Source organism: Aquimarina sp. AU474, from assembly GCF_900312815.1.
GTDB lineage: Bacteria > Bacteroidota > Bacteroidia > Flavobacteriales > Flavobacteriaceae > Aquimarina.
Window position 1 is genome coordinate 367,679 of sequence record NZ_OMPE01000009.1, and the last position, 19,916, is coordinate 387,594.

The following is a 19,916-nucleotide window of genomic DNA, read 5'->3' on the forward strand; positions in this document are numbered from 1 at the left end:
GTTGTTTGCTTTTTATTGTTTAACGATCTTAAAAGTTCCTCCTTCTGCTATCGACACCAAGTATATCCCTTGCGGTAAAGTAGCTGTCGGTAATAATACCACTTGACCAGAGTTCATATCATACATCCCTGAAGAAACCATCACACCTATCGAGTTGTATATTGCTATATTCATTACCGCAGATACACTATCAGGAACCGATAAGGTAATATCTCCCTTGGTTGGGTTTGGAGCTATTCTAAACTCATCAAACAAGTTGACCTTACTAGATAGTTTTCCTTCGCAATCCAAGCTAGAAAACACCTCTACAAGATCACCATGTACTACTGCCAAAGAGAAGTTATTTGTCGTATACTCTCCTACCTTTTCATTATTGATTAATACTGTATATGGAGCAGTACCTGTAGTGATATCCACATCTACTCTTGTTTTTCCCGTATCGACAGATACCATAGTTTGACCTGATAAACTTGCTGCCTCTTCAATAACAACCTCAAAACACTGTTCACAATTTGTAAAATCTGCCAATCCTATACACACTGGATAAGTGCCCGGAGGTAAATCACTGACCTCTAAAGATGATGTAAAACTGTAATTCTCTCCATTAATAGTGGTTTGATAATTCAAATCAGTTATCGTACTAATCGCAATGGAACCATTATCCTTGTTTACGCAGGTTTCACTAGAAGTTGTAATTGTAAAATTATTGGGTGGTAAATTCACTAGTGGGCAATTATCAACCACATTCACTGTTCTGGTAACTTGGGTGGCCACATTTCCTGAAGCATCAGTAGCATTATAATATATCGTATAACTACCTACCGCATCTACAAAATCTGTAGTATCAATCACAATTGCACTGCCATCATTGGTAATGGCTCCTAATTCTGTATATCCAGATCCCAATTCAATAACCTGTGGGTTATCACCTAATAAAGTAATTACAGGTGCTGTAGCATCTACTACATTAACCGTTCTGGTAACTTCTGTTGCCATATTTCCTGATGCGTCCTTAGCATTATAGGTTACTGTGTATTGCCCTAACTGATTAGTATTTATAGATGAAGCATCAATCACAACTACACTACCATCATCTGTATTTGCTCCTAATTCTGTATAAATATTCCCGATAACTATCTCTTGTGGATTAGCTCCTGTTAACGTAATCACTGGGGCAGTAGTATCTACTACATTTACTGTTCTAGTCACTTCTGTAGCCATATTACCAGATGCATCCGTAGCATTGTAGCGAATTGTATATGTACCTACTGCATCTACAAAATCAGCGCTATCAATTACTAGACCACTACCATCATCAGTAGTCGCTCCTTGTTCAGTATACCCTGATCCAAACTCTATTTCTTGTGGATCATCTCCTGTTAACGTAATTACAGGAGCAACACAATCTTCGCTAAAACTAGCAATATCATCCTTATCCCAACTGCTCAAATAGCTAGCAGATGCATCATCTACCTGAATACACGTTAAGTTAGGATTGTAAAGAACAAAAAAGTCTGTTATCAAATTATTATTACCATTTCGAACATCTAAAGATTCTAGTACGTTTTGATGAACTGCAAGTTCTTCTAATTGTATACACGATGTCACGTCTAATGTTGTTAGTAGATTTTTACCTGTACTAAGCTTTTTTATGTTGGGATTATTATTTACTAATAAACTGGTTAAAGCGTTAGATCTTAAGTTTACTTCTTCTAATGTAGTGTATGCAGATAAGTCTAAAGATGTAAAATCATTTTCAACGGCATCTAAAATTTTCAAATTGGCATTACTTCTTAAGTCTAATTCAGTTAAATCATTATAATCAATATTTAATGACTCTAATGCCCTAAACGCTTCTATTCCTGTAAGGTCTGCGATATTTTGACTTGCGATATTTAATGTAATAACCGTTTCTATTTTGGATGTTGCTACCTGGTTGTCGTTCGCAATTCCATTTCCCATACTTAAAGCATCTCCTATTGAAACTACATTACCATCTACATCGTGCGTTTCTAGATAATTTTCGAAATTTGTATCGGCTACGTAGGTCAAATCACAATACAATGCATAAGCAGCTGTTGCGTCTTTATGCCATATACCAGGATCATTAGCAGACAAAGTAACATCATCTACTTGAATACAGGTCAAATTTGGATTTCCTGTAGCATCAAGCGCTGTGAAATTTGTGTTATTCCCATTGGCTACATTTAAAGAAGTTAAAAGATTATTCGCGATTCTTACTTGTATGACACTCGGATATGATGATACATCTAAAGTTGTAAACTCGTTATCATTAAGCTGTAAAACTCGTAATATTGGATTGTTAGAAATATCCACGCTACTGATTCCTGTATTCGCAAGATCTAGCGTAGTTATATTAGCTAGTGTAGTTACATTTACATTTCCTAAATTAGGGTTAGCACTTAAAGAAGCTTTATCTAATAATATGTTATTAGTCAAGTCTAAACCTGTTAAGTTATTATTCTGTAAACCTAGCGTAGTTAATTTTGTATTTTTACTTAAATCAATATGGGTTAAGTTTGGGTTATTACGACATATCAAATACCACATATCTCTAAAATCTTCAATACCCGTCATATCTGCGACCTCATTGTTTTGAAATATGATTCCTTCAGAAACTTCTACTAATGCCGTATATACATAATCATCATTGGCAATTCCGTTACCATATCCATTGCTCTCTAAGAAAGCTTCAAAAATATCATCTGGCACATAAGTTAACCTACAATATTCCGCATAACTAGCAATAGTATCTTTTAACCAACCTACTAAAACAGGAGCTAATGGATCGTCAACTGATATACACGTTAAACTCGGATTTCCGGTAACATCAACGGTATCGAGATCATTATTATTTCCACTTTTTAAATTCAAATATTCTAATAAGCTATTCTTACAAGATAAATCATCTAGCGTATTTTGATTACTTAAATCCAAAGAAGAAAGTGGAGTAACATCACATACTAATCTACTTAAACGCGTATTATTATTTAAGTCGATCGTTGCAATACTCGTATTACTAAATGATAAATAAAACAAATTAGAAAGATGTGTCACATCTAAATTATTAATAGAATTCAGACCACACTCTAAATTTTCTAACAATGGATTGTTTTGAATATTTAATGAGGTTATGTTGCTGTTCTCACAATATAAAGAAGTTAAATTTGCTTGATGACTTACATCTATAGTTCCTAATCTATTATTAGTAACTGTTAAACTTGTTAGATCGTTATTACTTACATCTAAACTTGTTAATTCATTATCAGCTACATTTAAAAACTCTAAACTCGTGTTTGTAGTTATATCTATATTTATAAGACTATTATCTTGGACATCTAAACTTTCTAATACTGTTAACCCAGTAACATTAATACTCAACAAGCCTGTATTGAAAGCTATTACACTTTCTAACAATGTATTATTTGTTAAATCTAAACTTGTATTTGTTAATGTATTGTTGTCTATCCATAAACGAATTAAACTTGTAAAATCTTCCACTCCTGTAAAGTCTGCTATATTCTCTCCTCTTGGAGTTAAAAGTTGAATATTTTCAATCTTCTCAGTAGGAACTAAGTTATCATCAATAATACCATTCCCTAAACTATTGGTACTTCCTAAAGCAACAACTCCTCCAAACTCATTATGTGTTTCTAAATACGCTTCAAAATTATCATCAGGTATAGATGTAAATCGACAATAGATAGCAAAATTGGCTGTGGCATCTTTTACCCAAGTACTTAGATAGCTAGCAGATGGATCATCTACTTCAATACAAGTTAAATTAGGAGAATCATCTACTTCAAACTCTGTGATACTACTATTGTTTCCATTCTTTACATTCAAATAACTTAAATCATCATTCCTTCTTGCACTCAGTTCTAATAAATTGGTATTATTACTTACATCGATTGAAGTAAGATTAGTTTCATCTAGGTTCAAATCCTTAAGATTGGTAAGGTGACTTACATTTAAAGATGAAAGCGGGTTTCTTCCACAACTTAAATCTTCTAACAATAGATTATTTTCTAGGTTTAATTCGGTAAGTTGATTTAAAGAAGCGAGTATTCTGGTAAGGTTTACATTGGTACTAACATCTAAACTAGTTAACGTAGTTTCATGTATTTGTACATCTTCTAATAAAATATTAGCACTTATATCTAAGTCTGATAAAGTATTTGTTGTAAGTACTATTTTTTTTAAAGCAATATTGGTAGAAAAATCTATTGACGTTAAATTATTACGTGGTACTTCTACCTCTTCTAATATTGTTAACCCAGTAATATTAATACTTGTTAACCCCATATCTCCACATTGCAATATTTTTAAATTTACATTACTAGTTAAATCTAAGCTTGTATTTATCGTGTTATTAAAGCAAAATAGTTCTTCTAAACCTATGAAGTTTTCAAGACCTGTAAAGTCAGTAACTCCTAGTAAAGGAATAAATAATCTCGTTACATTTTCAATAGCACCTGTTCTCACATAATTATCATTTGCAACTCCATTACCCATACTTGTAGCATCTCCAAGAGCAACTATGTTCCTATCTGCATCATGCGTTTCTAAGTAATCTTCAAAATTATCATCAGGTACATACGTCCAATTACAATCCTCACCAAATGCAGTTGCACTATCTTTTTCCCAGCTGCTTAGGTAACTTGCTGAAGCATCATCAACTTGAATACATAAAAGATCGGAATTTCCTGTAGCATATAGTTCTATGCTATTGCTATTGTTTCCATTTTTAAGATTTAACGATGTTAATTGTCCATTTTGACATTCGATATACTCTATATCAGGGCTACTACTAAAATTTAATGAAGTAATAGCACTATTATTTGTGTATACCTCTTCTAGTTTTTCGTGATTACTTAGATTTAAAGTTGGAAACACCGTATTGTTTACTTCAATAATTTCAAGCTTTATATTGTTAGTTACATCTAATGCAGTTAACATTGGCGTATCTCCTATAGATAAGTCATCTAAATTTACAAGTGTACTTAAATCAATAACAGTAAATTGATTTTTACTAACACTTAATGTTTCCAACAACGTATTATTTACTAGGTTTAAAGTAACTATTGAATTATCTCCGCAATACAATCTAGTTAAATTCGTATTATTTGAAACATCTAGTGCGTTTAATGAGTTTTCTCTCATTCTAAGATCTACTAAAGCAATATTAGCACTTACATCTATACTATTGAAATCATTTTTATCTAGATTTAATGTATGTAATGCTACATTAGAACTAAGATCTATAGCCATTAAATTATTGTCTCCAGCCCTTAATATTTCCAAAGAAGTTAACCCTGAAATGTTGATGTTATTAAGTCCCATATCCGAACAGACAATTTCATCTAAATTTACATTTGCTGTCAAATCTAAGCTTCCAGAACTAATCGTATTATCAAAGGCTCGGAATTTTTCTAAAGTTATAAAACCTTCAATACCTGTAAAATCAGCAATTCCTTGGTTTGATATGTTTAAAAAGGTTATGTTTGAAATTTGCTCAGTTCCTACATAATCATCGTTTGCAACTCCATTCCCCATACTGGTAGGGTCACCAATGGCTACAACTGCACCTATTGAATTATGAGTTTCAAGGTAGGCCTCAAAATTATCATCAGGAACATAAGTTTGACTACAAGAAGTAGTATATATGGTTTGTACATCTTTTTTTGTAAAGTTTGCCACTGCATATGCAGGATCATCTACTGCAACGCAGGTAAGACTTGGGTTATTTGTAATATCAAAATCTCCATTATCTAAATTTGCATTATTTCCATTTCTAAGATTCAGATATGTTAATTGATTTGAATAACAAGCAAATTCTTCTAACAATGGGTTTTGCGAAACATCCAAACTTGTGAGTTGATTATATTCAGTATATAAATAGGTTAAAGCTGGGTTTTGAGAAATATCCAAACTGATAAGTTCATTCTCATACACATATAAGGTAATTAATTTAAGGTTTTGTGTGACATCCAAACTGGTGAGTTCATTCTCGACACAATCCAAGTCCTCCAAAAGAATGTTTTGTGATACATCCAAACTCCCTAATGGATTACTATAACAAGATAATTTTTTTAATGCTACATTATTTGTGGTATTTAAACTATTAAGCTGATTATTACTACAGTTCAAAGTTGTTAATACTGTATTTTGAGAAACATCTAAACTTTCTATTTCATTTCTACTACAACTTAAAGAAGTTAGCATCAAATTACCTGAAATGTCCAGGCTTTGGAGATTATTTCTACCTAAATTAATGGTTTGTATTACTGAATTTTGAGAAAGATCGATACTCATTAATGAGTTTTCAAAACATATGAAATTTTGTAAGGCAGCAAACCCTTCTATTCCAGTTGCATCAGAAATGGTTAATCTAGAAATATCTAAATCTGTTACACTTGCTATTCGAGAAGTATATACCTTATTATCATTTGCAATTCCATTTCCCATACTGGCAGCATCACCTACAGCAACTGTATTCCCGTTAGCGTCATGAGTTTCTAAATAATTTTCAAAATTATCATCTGGCACATTGGTTTCCTGCGCAATTGATACAATAGCAAATAAAGAGAAAAACGAAAAGAGTAATCTTTTTTTCATATAAGGGGCTTTTACGTTTATTAGCGATTTACGTCCACGAAAAAAGTGGTTCTTAAATCTTTTGCAATAGTACTTCAATTCTTTGATTTTAAGATAATTTTAACGGTGGCAAAAAGTGGCAAACCCTTGTTTTTACACTAATTTACGTAGGGTTACGTATATCATTTCTACCAAATCATCATCTATTCTATTACCATTTTTTTAGTATCAATTTTCCGGCTCCCTACATAAAGTGTATAGAAATAGGTTCCAGATGTTAATCCATCACTATTTATATTTAATTCTCTATCTCCGGTTTCTTTAAGGGCAACCGTGGATACCACTTGCCCTATAGCATTACTAAACACAATAGAAGCATTATTAATGCCTTGCGGTAAATAATATTTGATCGACGAAGTACTATTAAATGGGTTTGGAATGTTTTGATACAATATCGGGAGGTTTCCTTTATTCACATTTCCTGTATCCTCGCAAGCACAACTTTCTACAGTTTCTAATCTTGCTAATATATCAGTCATTTTGCTTTGCAGAGTTTCAATTTCATTCTGAGCATCTACCAATTCTGATTCTAAAGAAGAGACTACAGGTTCTAAATCTACAGTGACTGCTGTTCCATTTTCAATTTCAATAATTAAATTGGTTCCAGACAATCTTGCCGAAGTTAAATCCTGATTGTCGGTATTTACATATTCGGAAAGATCAACGGCATTTCCATTCGAAATATTCAATACGTTTGCCGATAAATCTAGTGTTTGACTATCGGTTCCTGTACCATCCTGTAACCCTGAAAGATCTATTGTATTTCCTCCAGTAATACTTAAATTTCCATTCGCTAGAGTTAACGTTTGCGCATCTGTATTATCCATATATCCAGAAAGATTCACGGTATCCGTTCCTCCAGATATACTTAATGTGTTTGCAGCTAACGCAAGCTCTTGATTATCGGTATTGTCTAAATATCCAGATAAATCTACTGAAGTGACATCATTTGTTAAACTAAGTGTGTTCGAAGACAAACTTAAATCCTGATTATCAGTATTATCTAAGTACCCAGAAAGATCCACAGTAGCTGAATTACCAGAAATACTTAACGTATTTGTAGCTAATGATATAGACTGAGCATCCGTATTGTCTAAATATCCGGATAAATCTACTACAGTAGCATCATTTGTTAAACTAAGCGTGTTGGAAGATAAATTTAAATCTTGATTATCCGTATTATCTAAGTAGCCTGCAAGATCTACTGTAGCAGCATTACCCGTAATACTCAAAGTGTTCGTTGCTAAGGATATTGCTTGTGTATCGGTATTATCCAAATATCCCGATAAATCTACAGTAGTAGCATCATTTGTTAAACTAAGCGTGTTAGAAGACAAATTTAAATCCTGATTATCGGTATTGTCTAAGTAGCCTGCAAGATCTACTGTAGAAGCATTACCAGAAATACTCAAAGTATTCGTTGCTAAGGATATAGACTGAGTATCTGTATTGTCTAAATATCCCGATAAATCTACAGTATCATTACCTCCCGAAATACTAAGTGTATTGGTATTTAGTGACAGTTCTTGATTATCTGTTTGTGTAGCCCAAGTTAAGCTTCCAGAACTATCAGTAACTAACACTTGATTAGCAGCCCCATCTACAATAGGAAACTCATATACTCCAGCAATATTTAAACTATTGGCAATCTGCATTTTTCCTTCTGTACTTATAGCTGCTACTGGAGCAGCATTATACGGTCCCCATGTCCAACCATTATTGGCAGATGTAGTCATAGAAGTTTTAATACTCACTCCTGTAACTGGGCCATAATCATAATTCGCGCTTCCTCCATACGAAATTTTATATCGGTCACGACCATTAAACTCTATTCCATTGGCTTCTCCAGCATCAAAACGAATCACATTATCCGCCATATTCAGTATGGTCGTTGCAGTATGATCACCTAAGTTATCTTTAATAGCACTATTCCACTCAGCACCATTCCAAAAATAAAGCGCTTTTTCATCGGTATCATAAACCATTAACCCTTCTTCGGTCTCACGAATACCTTTTGAAGAAGGATATTCTGGATACCTAGGTTCTAATCCTGTACGTTGTCCTGTAGTTAATCTTGGAAGAAATAACCCTTTATTACTTGATGTCAAATCCAGTATAGCATATGCATTAGGTGCATTCGTACCGATACCCACTCTTACCGGATTGGTAGCTCCTCCTAATATCATGGTATCATCTTCTGTTGCTTGGGCACCATTTCCTATAGCGATAGCGTTGTCTCCACTTACCAATGCGTTATACCCTATTGCAATATTATTAACAGCTTTGTCTTCTGGATAAGTACTACTAACTGCATCATTGGACTGTGCCCCCTCTCCAATAACAATAGCTCCCTGATTTTGTGCTATGGTATTACCTCCTATAGCTATTGCCTGATTTCCACTTACATTGGTTTGATAACCAATTCCAATAGACAAATCATCTGTCATACTGCTTTGCCTACCGATTAGTATAGAGTTATCTCCACCACCACTTATGGTGGCCTGATACCCTATACCAATCGCTGCGGTTGCATTAGCGATATCCACTTCTGCTCCTACCGCAATACCATATTGACCATCTACTCTGGTACTATATCCTACTAAGGTTACATCATTGTTTCCGGCATCTGCATTCGCACCCAAAAAAGTCGCTCTACTAGTATTGGTTCTATCACCTACTCTTGCATATTCATTTCCAGCAATATAAGGCCCAGATGAACCAAAACTGGCAAAAGAACCCATACCTACATTATCTTCTCCTTCTCTATTGCTTGATCCCGTAGCCACCCCTACATAGGTATTTCTATTAGCGTTTTCGTTATTGGTTCGATTATTATCCCACCCTGCATTGGCTCCTATAAACGTATTGAAATCTGCATGTTCTGTGGCAGCTCCTGCAGCAGTACCGATCATCGTATTGTAAATCCCTGTACCAATATCAACTGCCGATGAATCTCCAACGGCAGTATTGTGATGTCCTTCAGTAATACCATACAGTGATTCTTCTCCAATTCCTGTATTTTTATAACCTGTGCCTGGAGTTCCGGAAGAGGCCCCAAAAGAGTAACCATAACCTGCCAAATGTCCTACAAATGTATTTTCATAACCGGATGTCATTTTAAGACCTGCATCTTCACCGATAAATACATTTTCATATCCTGTGGTCAAGCTCTCTCCAGACTCTTCACCTACAAAAGTATTATCATAACCTGTGGTCATCGACAATCCTGATTCTGTTCCAATAGCTACATTATCACTACCTGCCGCCAATCTAGCTGCATATTTCCCGATAAAAACATTATCAAAAGCTCCAGTCATTTGATCACCAGCGAAAGCGCCAATCACTACATTATCACCATAATCATAAGAACCAGTAGCATCATAATCATACAACGCACCAGCCATAGCACCAATAAATACATTATGGCTAGCAGTAGTAATTGTTGATCCAGACCCAGGACCAATTAAAACATTCCAATCACCAGAAGTAATTGAAGATCCTGCTGTAAAAGTTACAGTCCCATCATAAGGAGTTGGTGTATGAGTAGTTGTTGATTGATTTGGTGTTGCAGCACCACCAGAAGAATAATTTTCGGTTTGTGCTGTAAGCTTTACGTAATTTCCAATACATAAAAAGAATACGAATACGAGTAGTTTTATTTTCATATAACGGGGCTTTTGGGTTTATTAGCTGTTCAAAGTGATCAAAAATCACCTTCTTGAAACTGGTGGCAAAATAAACACAGAAACCTCTTTTAAGAAAATTTTAACGGTGGCAAAAAGTGGCAGACCCCAGATTTAAGGTTAATTTACGTAGGGCTACGTATGTGATTTAACTGATATTTTGAATGAATTTTTCAAGTTCCTCTCCCGAAGAAAGTTCTAGTTTTTTTCGTATTCGATAACGTGTAGATTTTACCGAATCTAATGACGCATTACGAACAGTCATAATTTCTTTTATTGACAGGTTAAGCCTTAGCAAAGCACACATTTCACGTTCTGTTTTGGTAAGTGATGGGTATAATTCACGTAGTTTTGCATCAAACCCTTTATTTACTTCCTCGATTTTTGATTGCAATCCCGATAGTTTTCCCTCGGTTTTGATTTGCATTTGTAGTTCTGAAGTTAAGGAATTTATGGCTTCTTTTACTTTTTCAGAGGCCTCAGGTGCTATTTCATTTTTTAATTGATCTAATAATTCTTGCTTAAACTCCAAACGCATACTATTATCCGCAATTAATCGCTTAGTGTCTTCTTCGTTAACTTTTATCTTTGCATCCAACAATTCTTTTTGTGCCTGTTCTTTTTCAAGTTTCTCAGCTAAGATTTTAGATCTACTTTTATAATTTTTACGTATAAGTAAAGCTATTACTATACCACCTACAGCGGTAACCACAAAAAGGATTCTATACCACCTTTTTTCCGAAGCTTCAGCTTGTGCAAGCATCTTCACTTCTTTTTTTTCTTGTACAAAAGCAATACTATCTGCAAATTTTTCTTGTTTAAATTTATGATTTAACTCTAGTTCCTGTATTCGCTTTATATTATCAATATTGTAAATAGAATCTGAATGCCTATTAAAGATTCTATAATCAAAATATGCTTGTTTATAATTACCCATAAGGTGAAAAAGAAAGCTTTTTCGAAGATAAGCTCTGGCAATACGATCTCTAAATCCTTCTTTCTTTGCAATAATTAAAGAAGAATCTGCGTATTTTAATGATTTTTCTAATTTTTCTTGCCTCTTATAAATCGTAGAAACATTATAATACGCCGTACATAATGAAAATCTTTTCTCAAATTTTTTGGCATAATTAATATTTTCTATACCCAAACGAAGTGCTTCGTTGTAATTTCCATTTTCTCTGTAAAGGGCAACCATATTATTGTTTACGCGTTGTACATCATCCACACTATTTATCGAAGTAAATAATTTCTTTGCTTTATCATAACATATTAATGCCGAATCTAACCGTTTACTTTGTCGATATGAAACCCCCATCATATTATATCCTGCCGCTATACCATGAGTATCCTTAAAATTTTCTTTAATCCTTATCGATTCTTTATAATAATCAATTGCCTTATTATGTGTTTTTTGAGATCTATATAACATGCCCATATTATGATATACATCAGAAATGTGCCATGTATCCTTTTGATCCTCATAAATATCTATGGCTTTCAAATAATACTCTAATGATTCTGGATAATCGGCCTCTCTTCTCTTGATCACACCTTTTATTACATAGGCTTTTGCCAATTGTTGTAAACTTAAGCTATCTCTTTTTGTTCCTATTAATAGTAGTGTTTGATCAATTATATCTTCAGAGTTACTAAAATCTTGGTCATATTGAAATTCGGCCAATTCTAGCATCGCTTTTATCTTACCGGCTTGCGTTTGCGCTAATTTTATTTCTTCTTGCAAACGAACTAAAGTAATATCAACATCTTGAGAGAAAATACGAATAGAAAGTAAAAAAACAAATAAGGGGTATTTCATAATCAATAAAGTTAGTGATAATTCTACTATAGAATAATAAACTATTACTCAAAGATAAAACCGCTCTTCTTAAATTTAAGAAGAGCGGCCATCGTAAACAAATCGACTATGGCCTTTTACCATAGTGAGCTATATAGATTGTAATTTCTTGTTATTTAATTATCATATGGATTGAGATAAATGTAAATCGGAAAAGCAAAATGTATTAATAAATTAACATTGCAAATCTAGATATACTCTTTAATGTATAGTATTAGTAGCCCTACTTAATTTTGGATTGCCAATTTGAGATTTTTTTAATATAATATCACGGTTTAATACTTAATTTTGAACATTAATACTTTTTTTCATGAATATTCTTCACCTAGATACTAATCACCCACTCTTATTAAAACAACTACAAGATTTAAGTTTTAACAATGACCAAGATTATACTTCGACAAAGGAACAAGTCGAATCTAAAATTGAAAGCTATGAAGGAATTGTAATTCGTAGTCGTTTTGCTATTGACAAAACTTTTTTGGATAAAGCCAAAAAATTAAAATTTATAGGTCGAGTTGGTGCAGGCTTGGAGAATATTGATATTGAACATGCCCAAAAATTAGGCATTAAATTGTTTAATGCTCCCGAAGGAAATCGTAATGCTGTTGGAGAACATGCATTGGGGATGATTTTATCTTTGTTCAATAAATTAAATCAAGGAGACCAAAGTGTACGAGAAGGAAAATGGTTGCGAGAGGCACACCGCGGAATAGAGCTCGATGGCAAAACTGTGGGTATTATTGGCTACGGAAATATGGGCAGAGCTTTTGCTCGTAAATTACGCGGTTTTAATGTTGAAATCATCTGTTACGATATCCTAGATGATGTAGAAAATAGCGATGCGACACAGGTAAAATTACAAGAGCTTTTTGAGAAAACCGATGTTTTAAGTTTACACACTCCTCAAACTGCCAAAACAATTGGGATGATCAATTCTAAATTTATCAACTCCTTTAAAAAACCGTTTTGGTTAATTAATACAGCTAGAGGTAAAAGTGTTATCACTGCAGACTTAGTAGATGCCTTAAAAAATGGAAAGATTTTGGGTGCTGGATTGGATGTTTTAGAATATGAAAAATCTTCCTTCGAAAATCTATTTACTTCAAAAACAGATATGCCACAGGATTTGCAAGAACTTCTTAACATGGATAATGTGATCGTAAGCCCTCATGTTGCAGGTTGGACAGTAGAATCTAAAGAAAAACTAGCCCAAACAATTGTAGATAAAATTAAAGCTGATTTTTCCTAAATTTATACGGTGAGGAAAACTGTACTAATATTTGGAGCATTAGTTTTGGCATTACTAATTCTTTTTCAGCTAAGCAAATATAGTGTGCTTACAGGTAATACTGCAATAGAAACAGTAATTGCAATAATAGCCATTGTCTTTTTTGTTGTAGGAGTTCTTATCAACAAAAAAGTATTACATAAACAACAGAATTCTAATCAAGAAATAGATCATAAAAAAATAAAAGATCTAGGATTAAGCAAACGCGAATATGAAGTTTTATGTGAAATAGCTTTTGGGTTATCCAACAAAGAAATTGCTAATAAATTATTTGTCTCAGAAAGCACTATAAAAACCCATGTATCTAATGTATTGGTAAAATTGGATGCCAAAAGACGAACGCAGGCTATACAAATTGCAAAAAACCTCCAAATCATACCTCAATAAGCCCAAATCATACTAAAGTCGAATACAATTCATACTTTAGTATGAGTACTAAATAGGGCTGTACACCTAATTTTGAATAAAACATTTAATATTTTCAATTATGAAAAATACAGTTACACGATATGGTATATATAGTGCCATAACCATTTGTTCATTATCGCTATTAGGATGGTTTCTGGGAAATAATCTAGATTATTCTATCCAAGAAGTTATTGGATACACAGGAATGGTGGTTGCACTACTTTTCGTATTCTTTGGAATCAAACATTATAGGGATAAAGAAAATAATGGGGTTGTTTCTTTTGGTAAAGCACTTTTAATAGGAGTTTTAATCTCACTTATTGCAGCATTGGCGTTTGGTATTCTTGATGTGATTTATGTTAAATATATCGCTCCTGATTTTATGGCAGAGTATTATGCGCATCATGTCGAGCAATTAAGAAATACACTTACGGAAGCCGAATTTAAAATCGAATTCGAAAAATTAGAAGCGCAAAAAGAATTATTTTCAAATATATTTATGAGTTTTTTTCTAATGTTTGCCACAGTATTAATTATTGGATTTATAATTTCTTTACTTTCTGCATTAATACTACAACGTAAACCCACTATACAATAATCAAAATAAACAATCATGCAATACAAAGCCAATACACCAGATGAATATATAGATGCTATACCCGAAGAAAGAAGAGCCGTAATGAGTTCTTTAAGAAAAGTAATCAAAGCCAATATACCTAAAGGATTCTCTGAAGAAATAAATTATGGTATGATAGGATATGTAGTACCTCACAGCCTTTATCCAGGTGGATATCATTGCGATCCTAAGCTACCATTACCTTTTATGAATATTGCTTCTCAAAAGAATTTTATTGCCGTATATCATAGTGGTATTTATGCAGATAAAGATCTTATGGATTGGTTTGTAGGCGAATATCCAAAGCATGTTAAAACCAAATTAGATATGGGCAAAAGTTGTATTCGTTTTAAGAAAATAGATCAAATTCCCTTAGAATTGATCGGAGAATTGGCATCGAAAATGACAACGCAAGAATGGATCAATATATATGAAGCGAACAGAAAAAAATAAAAATCAATGAAAAATAGAGTTACAGGCTTAGGTGGTTTTTTCTTTAAAACTAAAGATCCAAAAGCTATAAAAGAATGGTATGGAACACATCTTGGACTACCGGTAGATGATTACGGATGTACTTTTTGGTGGAAAGATGCAGCAGGAAATGATTGCTCTACGCAATGGAGCCCCTTTAAAGAAGATACCTCCTACTTTGATCCGAGCAATAAAGAATTCATGATGAATTTTAGGGTCGAAAACTTAGTAGAATTACTTGATGTGTTAAAAAAAGAAGGGGTTACTGTAGTAGGAGAAATTGAAGAATATGAATATGGTAAATTTGGTTGGATCATAGATCCCGAAGGCAACAAAATAGAACTTTGGGAACCTGTGGATAAAGCTTTTTTATAATCGAATAAATTTTAGACTGTTTTTTTTCGTATTTTTCTACCAATAATCAAATTAATTAAACAACATGAGTGAAGAAAACAACAATCTAGGGGATGACCTGAAAAAAGGAGCCGAAGAGGCTGCTGAGACTGTAAAGGATACTGCTAAAGAATTTGCTGAAGAGGCAAAAGAAGTTTTTAGTTCTCAAGAAAACAAAAAGGTTCTTGCAGGTATTCTGGCCATTGTGCTTGGAAGTTTAGGCGTTCACAAATTTATTTTAGGGTATCAAAAGGAAGGTTTTATTCTTTTGGGATTCTCACTAATAGCATATGCTTTATCTTGTTTCGTAATTGGGGTTTTCTTTGTATGGATCCCTGGTCTTATAGGATTAATAGAGGGCATTATCTACCTAACTAAATCTGATGACGAATTCTACCAAACGTATCAAGTGGGCAAAAAACCTTGGTTCTAGTATAAAAAAAGCCAGAAAATTTACTTCTGGCTTTTTTAATTAATCTTATTATCGTAATATTGCGATATATAAATATTAAATGGGAATTACAAAAACACAAATATTCGATAAGAGACAAAATGAACTCGCCCAATTATTTAAAATTTTGGGGCATCCAGCTCGCATCGCAATTTTACAACATATTAGCACACAAAACTCCTGTATCTGTAATGATCTTGTTGAAGAAATAGGATTGGCTCAAGCCACTATTTCACAACACCTTAAAGAATTAAAAAGTATTGGATTGTTAAAAGGAGAAATTGAAGGTAAAAGTATGTGTTATTGCATCGATCTTGATCGGTGGAACGAATTACAAGAGTTTTTAAATTCCTTTTTTAATACTACAAAGCATAATTGTTGTTAAACCAAAAAAGATTTTACTAAATATCAAAACATATGAATACGTCAGAATTTATAACCTTATTAGCCGAGCATCAAGACAAACCATTATTATTTGAATATGCTCCTGGTATGCTAGTAGGAACTAATTATCATATCACCGAAGTAAAACATATAACCGTTGAATCCGTGGATTGCGGCGCAGGAATGGATTCTTGGAAAGAAACTATAATTCAATTATGGGAAAGCCCCTCTGAACTAGGCAAATCTGATTATATGAGTGCCTACAAAGCATTAGGAATCCTTAGAAAAGTAGGTACCATGAAATCGTATGAAATGGATGCTGTTGTTAAAATAGAATATGGCAATGCTATGTTTCATGCTGCACAATTACACGTTAGTGGTTTCCTGGTTAAGGAAGGACAGCTTGTGGTTACATTAAATGTACAACCGACAGATTGTAAGTCTAAAGAAGCTTGTGGAGTTCCTGAAACCGAAACTGCTAACGCTAACGCATGTGCTCCCGGTAGTGGTTGTTGTTAAAACAAAATGAATAGTAACATCCAAATAGAACATTTTTCCAAATCCGATTGGTACGAGATTTCGACTATATATCAAGAAGGAATTGCAACCGGTATTGCTACTTTCGAAACTAAAGTGCCCTCTTGGGAAACATGGGATGCCACTCATACAGTCTCTTGTAGATTAAAAGCTATTGTTAATCAAGAAATAGCCGGTTGGGCTGCATTATCCCCTACCTCAAAAAGAGAAGTATACAAGGGCGTCGCCGAAGTTAGCATTTATATAACAACAAAGTTTAGAAATTTAGGTATCGGAACCCTACTTTTGTCTGCATTGATTAAAGAAAGTGAATCGGCTGGATTCTGGACTTTACAGGCAGGCATTTTTAGTCAGAATAAAGCGAGTATCGTATTGCATAAATCCTTAGGATTTAGAGAAATAGGATTTAGAGAAAAAATTGGAAAGTTAAATAATATCTGGTATGATAATACCATTTTAGAACGACGAAGTAAAAAAATAACATAACCACATAAACACCACACATATGAACATTTTAGTATTATGCACCGGGAATTCTTGCAGGAGTCAAATGGCAGAAGGCTATTTAAAACATTTCGCAAAAAATCACGCTGCTATTTATAGTGCTGGAGTAGAAACTCATGGAGTAAACCCCAGAGCAATTGCCATTATGAAAGAAGATGGAATCGATATTTCTAATCATACCTCTAACAATTTAGACGAATATCTTGATATCGAATTCGATTACATTCTTACGGTTTGTGACAATGCAAAAGAAAGATGTCCATTTTTTCCTGGTAAGGCAGAACGATTACATTTTAATTTTTTCGACCCATCAAAAATTGAAGGTACAGAAGAAGAATTGCATGCGGCATTCTCTAAAACAAGAAATCAAATAAAAGAATATTGCAACAATTTTGTAGATACACATGTCCACACCAAAGTTTCTTAGACATACTTTTCATTGTACTTAAAAAACAAAAGACCTCTATAAATTATAGAGGTCTTTTTTATATGTATTTACTTTCTTAAGCGTCCTTATGAATCTCAACAGAATGTGGGTAAGGAATTTCAATACCTTCTCTATCAAGGGCAAGTTTGCAATTTTCTAATGAAGCAAAATAAACATCCCAATAATCGCCTGGTTTACAAAATGGTCGTACCGCGAAGTCTACAGAACTTTCACCCAAAGCTTCAACATTAACTGAAGGTGCAGGATCTTTAAGTACTTTCGGATTGCTAGTTAATACTTCTAAAAGTACAGATTTGGCTTTTTTAATGTCCTCGCCATACCCAACACCTATGGTCATATCAACTCTAATCAACCCCTCTGCAGTATAATTTATAATGTTTCCATTAGCCATTGTACCATTAGGCACTATAGCTAATTTGTTTTGAGGAGTAGTCAACTTAGTAGTAAATATTTCAATTTCTTTTACCACACCCAAAACTCCTTGTGCCTCGATCAAATCTCCTATTTTGTAGGGTTTAAATATCATAATAAGAACTCCCCCAGCAAAATTAGCTAATGATCCTTGCAAAGCCATACCTATAGCCAAACCTGCAGCGGCAATAACCGCAGCAAAGGTAGTTACATCAACACCCAATCTAGAAATCACCAAAATGATAAGAAATATCTTTAGTGCCCAGGAAACCAGATTTAATAAAAACTTTTGTAAAGAATCTTCATATTTGCTTTTAGAAAACACCTTAGTAAGTGCTTTAATTGCTCGTTTGATGATCCATGAACCAATGATATATATTAAAATTGCAGTAATCAATTTTGGTCCAAATTCTTTGGCTAATTCAATACCATAATTTACCCATTCTTGTGCTTTTTCCATTTGCGTGATTTTTTATTTTTAGTATTTATAATTAAAGTTAAATATTAGTATTCTTTAGAATACAGAAAGATAATATTTATTATCCTTTTTTCTCTATTTTAAATCCAGAGGTAACATAATTTTCGGGTATGTTTTCTGGAGGCACTGTTAATACATTCCCATCTCTTACTGCATGATAATGGGGTGATAAAATTTCGATACCTGCATTATGCAATTCATTCTTCAAATTCTCATGTAACATCGAATAAATTAGAGATGATTTCTCAGGGGTTTTGGTATATGCGTTAATCTCATAATTAACATAAAAATCATCCAAGCTTTTTATTAAAACAAAAGGTACAGGATCAGATATAACAAATTCGGTTTTTTTAGCGCCATTTATCAATGCTTTTACTACCTCATTACTAGCAACATCATACCCTATGGTTACCGAACTATGAAGGATAATACCTATATCCTGTGCGTGTCTACTAAAATTGACAATATGATTTCCTAAAATTGACGAATTAGGAATCGTAATGTCCAGGTTCTTCATCGTTCTAATTCTCGTAACTAATAAACTTCTTTCGGTTATATCACCAACGGTTTCTCCTATTTCTACCCTATCCCCTACTTTAAATGGCCGCATATACGTAATTACTACACCAGCCACAATATTAGATATTGCCGATGTTGATCCTAGCGAAAAAAGAATTCCAAAAAATATTGAAACCCCTTTAAAAGCGGGAGAATCAGAACCTGGTATGTAAGGAAAAACTATAATTAATGCAAAAGCAATAATTACTACCCTCAATAAGTTAAATGTAGGTCGCGCCCAATCTGCATGAAAACCATCTAATCGAACTGCTTCTCTTTCTAACTCAGTAGTAACATATTTTAAAAATCTCAATAAATATTTTGTCACAAAAAAGATAACAATGATAAAAAACAAATTAGGAATAAAACCTACAAAACCATTGTACAGAAACAATAATGGTTTTTTAATATAGTCTATAACAATATCTGCATATTTCTTGGTTTGAGGGACCAAACTAAAAAGAAATGGAAGGTATATGATTAAAAAAGTAATAACAATCGATATCTTCAATAATCGCAGTAAAAAAGAAAGAATATGCCTTTCTCTCCTTGGAGTTATAAATCTAAAGAACTGAGCGAATTTTGTATTACTAAAGAAAATATTATTCTCCAGTTTACCAATCTTGCTCTGTAGCCACTTAAAAAGTCTCTTGAGAAGAAAAATGAAGATAATAATACCTACTATAGCAATAGCAAAATAAATATACTGTACTACCACTATTATCTATATTTAGAATACTAAATACG

At 33.3% G+C, this 19,916-nt stretch carries 15 protein-coding genes; 10 read left to right on the plus strand and 5 right to left on the minus strand.

The window, feature by feature from the left end; all coding sequences use genetic code 11:
- Positions 1-12: 12 nt before the first annotated feature.
- From DK508_RS15330 to DK508_RS15340, 3 genes are all read right to left on the minus strand, one after another.
- Entirely contained in the window at positions 13-6,639 is a 6,627-nt protein-coding gene (locus DK508_RS15330) for an immunoglobulin-like domain-containing protein (RefSeq protein ID WP_109301670.1), read from the minus strand.
- Positions 6,640-6,821: 182 nt separating this feature from the next.
- A complete protein-coding gene (locus DK508_RS15335) occupies positions 6,822-10,343 on the minus strand; it encodes a T9SS type A sorting domain-containing protein (RefSeq protein WP_109301671.1) in 3,522 nt (1,173 codons plus the stop codon).
- Positions 10,344-10,509: 166 nt separating this feature from the next.
- Complete coding sequence (locus DK508_RS15340) at positions 10,510-12,180, minus strand: tetratricopeptide repeat protein (protein WP_109301672.1); 1,671 nt, start codon at positions 12,178-12,180, stop codon at positions 10,510-10,512.
- Positions 12,181-12,529: 349 nt separating this feature from the next.
- Between DK508_RS15340 and DK508_RS15345 the strand changes: the two genes are divergently transcribed.
- The 10 genes from DK508_RS15345 (at position 12,530) to DK508_RS15390 (ending at position 17,701) form a co-directional block, all read left to right on the plus strand.
- Positions 12,530-13,471: a 2-hydroxyacid dehydrogenase gene (locus DK508_RS15345; RefSeq protein WP_109301673.1), complete on the plus strand. Its 942-nt coding sequence runs from the start codon at positions 12,530-12,532 to the stop codon at positions 13,469-13,471.
- A 9-nt stretch (positions 13,472-13,480) separates the two neighbouring features.
- A complete protein-coding gene (locus DK508_RS21560) occupies positions 13,481-13,897 on the plus strand; it encodes a response regulator transcription factor (RefSeq protein ID WP_109301674.1) in 417 nt (138 codons plus the stop codon).
- 100 nt (positions 13,898-13,997) lie between these two features.
- Positions 13,998-14,516, plus strand: a complete 519-nt coding sequence (locus tag DK508_RS15355; RefSeq protein WP_109301675.1) for a DUF4199 domain-containing protein — start codon at positions 13,998-14,000, stop codon at positions 14,514-14,516.
- Positions 14,517-14,531: 15 nt separating this feature from the next.
- Positions 14,532-14,987 (plus strand): DUF1801 domain-containing protein, encoded by a 456-nt coding sequence (locus DK508_RS15360; protein WP_109301676.1) that lies wholly within the window; start codon positions 14,532-14,534, stop codon positions 14,985-14,987.
- Between the two features lie 6 nt (positions 14,988-14,993).
- Positions 14,994-15,380 (plus strand): VOC family protein, encoded by a 387-nt coding sequence (locus DK508_RS15365; protein WP_109301677.1) that lies wholly within the window; start codon positions 14,994-14,996, stop codon positions 15,378-15,380.
- Positions 15,381-15,444: 64 nt separating this feature from the next.
- On the plus strand, positions 15,445-15,831 hold the full coding sequence (locus tag DK508_RS15370) for a TM2 domain-containing protein (RefSeq protein WP_109301678.1): 387 nt from the start codon (positions 15,445-15,447) through the stop codon (positions 15,829-15,831).
- 79 nt (positions 15,832-15,910) lie between these two features.
- Positions 15,911-16,234 (plus strand): helix-turn-helix transcriptional regulator, encoded by a 324-nt coding sequence (locus tag DK508_RS15375; RefSeq protein WP_109301679.1) that lies wholly within the window; start codon positions 15,911-15,913, stop codon positions 16,232-16,234.
- Positions 16,235-16,266: 32 nt separating this feature from the next.
- A complete protein-coding gene (locus DK508_RS15380) occupies positions 16,267-16,752 on the plus strand; it encodes a DUF6428 family protein (RefSeq protein WP_109301680.1) in 486 nt (161 codons plus the stop codon).
- Between the two features lie 6 nt (positions 16,753-16,758).
- Entirely contained in the window at positions 16,759-17,256 is a 498-nt protein-coding gene (locus DK508_RS15385; RefSeq protein WP_109301681.1) for a GNAT family N-acetyltransferase, read from the plus strand.
- 19 nt (positions 17,257-17,275) lie between these two features.
- Positions 17,276-17,701 carry an arsenate reductase ArsC gene (locus tag DK508_RS15390; protein WP_109301682.1) on the plus strand — a complete coding sequence of 142 codons (426 nt, stop codon included), beginning with the start codon at positions 17,276-17,278 and terminating at the stop codon, positions 17,699-17,701.
- 76 nt (positions 17,702-17,777) lie between these two features.
- On the opposite strand, the gene DK508_RS15395 is transcribed toward DK508_RS15390, so the two are convergent.
- Both DK508_RS15395 and DK508_RS15400 read right to left on the minus strand, forming a co-directional pair.
- Complete coding sequence (locus DK508_RS15395; RefSeq protein ID WP_109301683.1) at positions 17,778-18,593, minus strand: mechanosensitive ion channel family protein; 816 nt, start codon at positions 18,591-18,593, stop codon at positions 17,778-17,780.
- Positions 18,594-18,672: 79 nt separating this feature from the next.
- The gene (locus DK508_RS15400; protein WP_160114737.1) at positions 18,673-19,887 is read right to left on the minus strand and encodes a mechanosensitive ion channel family protein; all 1,215 of its coding nucleotides are present in this window, start codon (positions 19,885-19,887) and stop codon (positions 18,673-18,675) included.
- Positions 19,888-19,916 lie beyond the last annotated feature (29 nt).

Bases quoted from the DNA above. Each gene is read 5' to 3' on its own strand.
- DK508_RS15360 (WP_109301676.1), top strand. From the start codon at position 14,532: ATGCAATACAAAGCCAATACACCAGATGAATATATAGATGCTATACCC.
- DK508_RS15375 (WP_109301679.1), top strand. From the start codon at position 15,911: ATGGGAATTACAAAAACACAAATATTCGATAAGAGACAAAATGAACTC.
- DK508_RS15385 (WP_109301681.1), top strand. From the start codon at position 16,759: ATGAATAGTAACATCCAAATAGAACATTTTTCCAAATCCGATTGGTAC.
- DK508_RS15390 (WP_109301682.1), top strand. From the start codon at position 17,276: ATGAACATTTTAGTATTATGCACCGGGAATTCTTGCAGGAGTCAAATG.
- DK508_RS15365 (WP_109301677.1), top strand. From the start codon at position 14,994: ATGAAAAATAGAGTTACAGGCTTAGGTGGTTTTTTCTTTAAAACTAAA.
- DK508_RS15395 (WP_109301683.1), bottom strand. From the start codon at position 18,593: ATGGAAAAAGCACAAGAATGGGTAAATTATGGTATTGAATTAGCCAAA.
- DK508_RS15345 (WP_109301673.1), top strand. From the start codon at position 12,530: ATGAATATTCTTCACCTAGATACTAATCACCCACTCTTATTAAAACAA.
- DK508_RS15355 (WP_109301675.1), top strand. From the start codon at position 13,998: ATGAAAAATACAGTTACACGATATGGTATATATAGTGCCATAACCATT.
- DK508_RS15380 (WP_109301680.1), top strand. From the start codon at position 16,267: ATGAATACGTCAGAATTTATAACCTTATTAGCCGAGCATCAAGACAAA.
- DK508_RS15330 (WP_109301670.1), bottom strand. From the start codon at position 6,639: ATGAAAAAAAGATTACTCTTTTCGTTTTTCTCTTTATTTGCTATTGTA.
- DK508_RS15335 (WP_109301671.1), bottom strand. From the start codon at position 10,343: ATGAAAATAAAACTACTCGTATTCGTATTCTTTTTATGTATTGGAAAT.
- DK508_RS15370 (WP_109301678.1), top strand. From the start codon at position 15,445: ATGAGTGAAGAAAACAACAATCTAGGGGATGACCTGAAAAAAGGAGCC.
- DK508_RS15340 (WP_109301672.1), bottom strand. From the start codon at position 12,180: ATGAAATACCCCTTATTTGTTTTTTTACTTTCTATTCGTATTTTCTCT.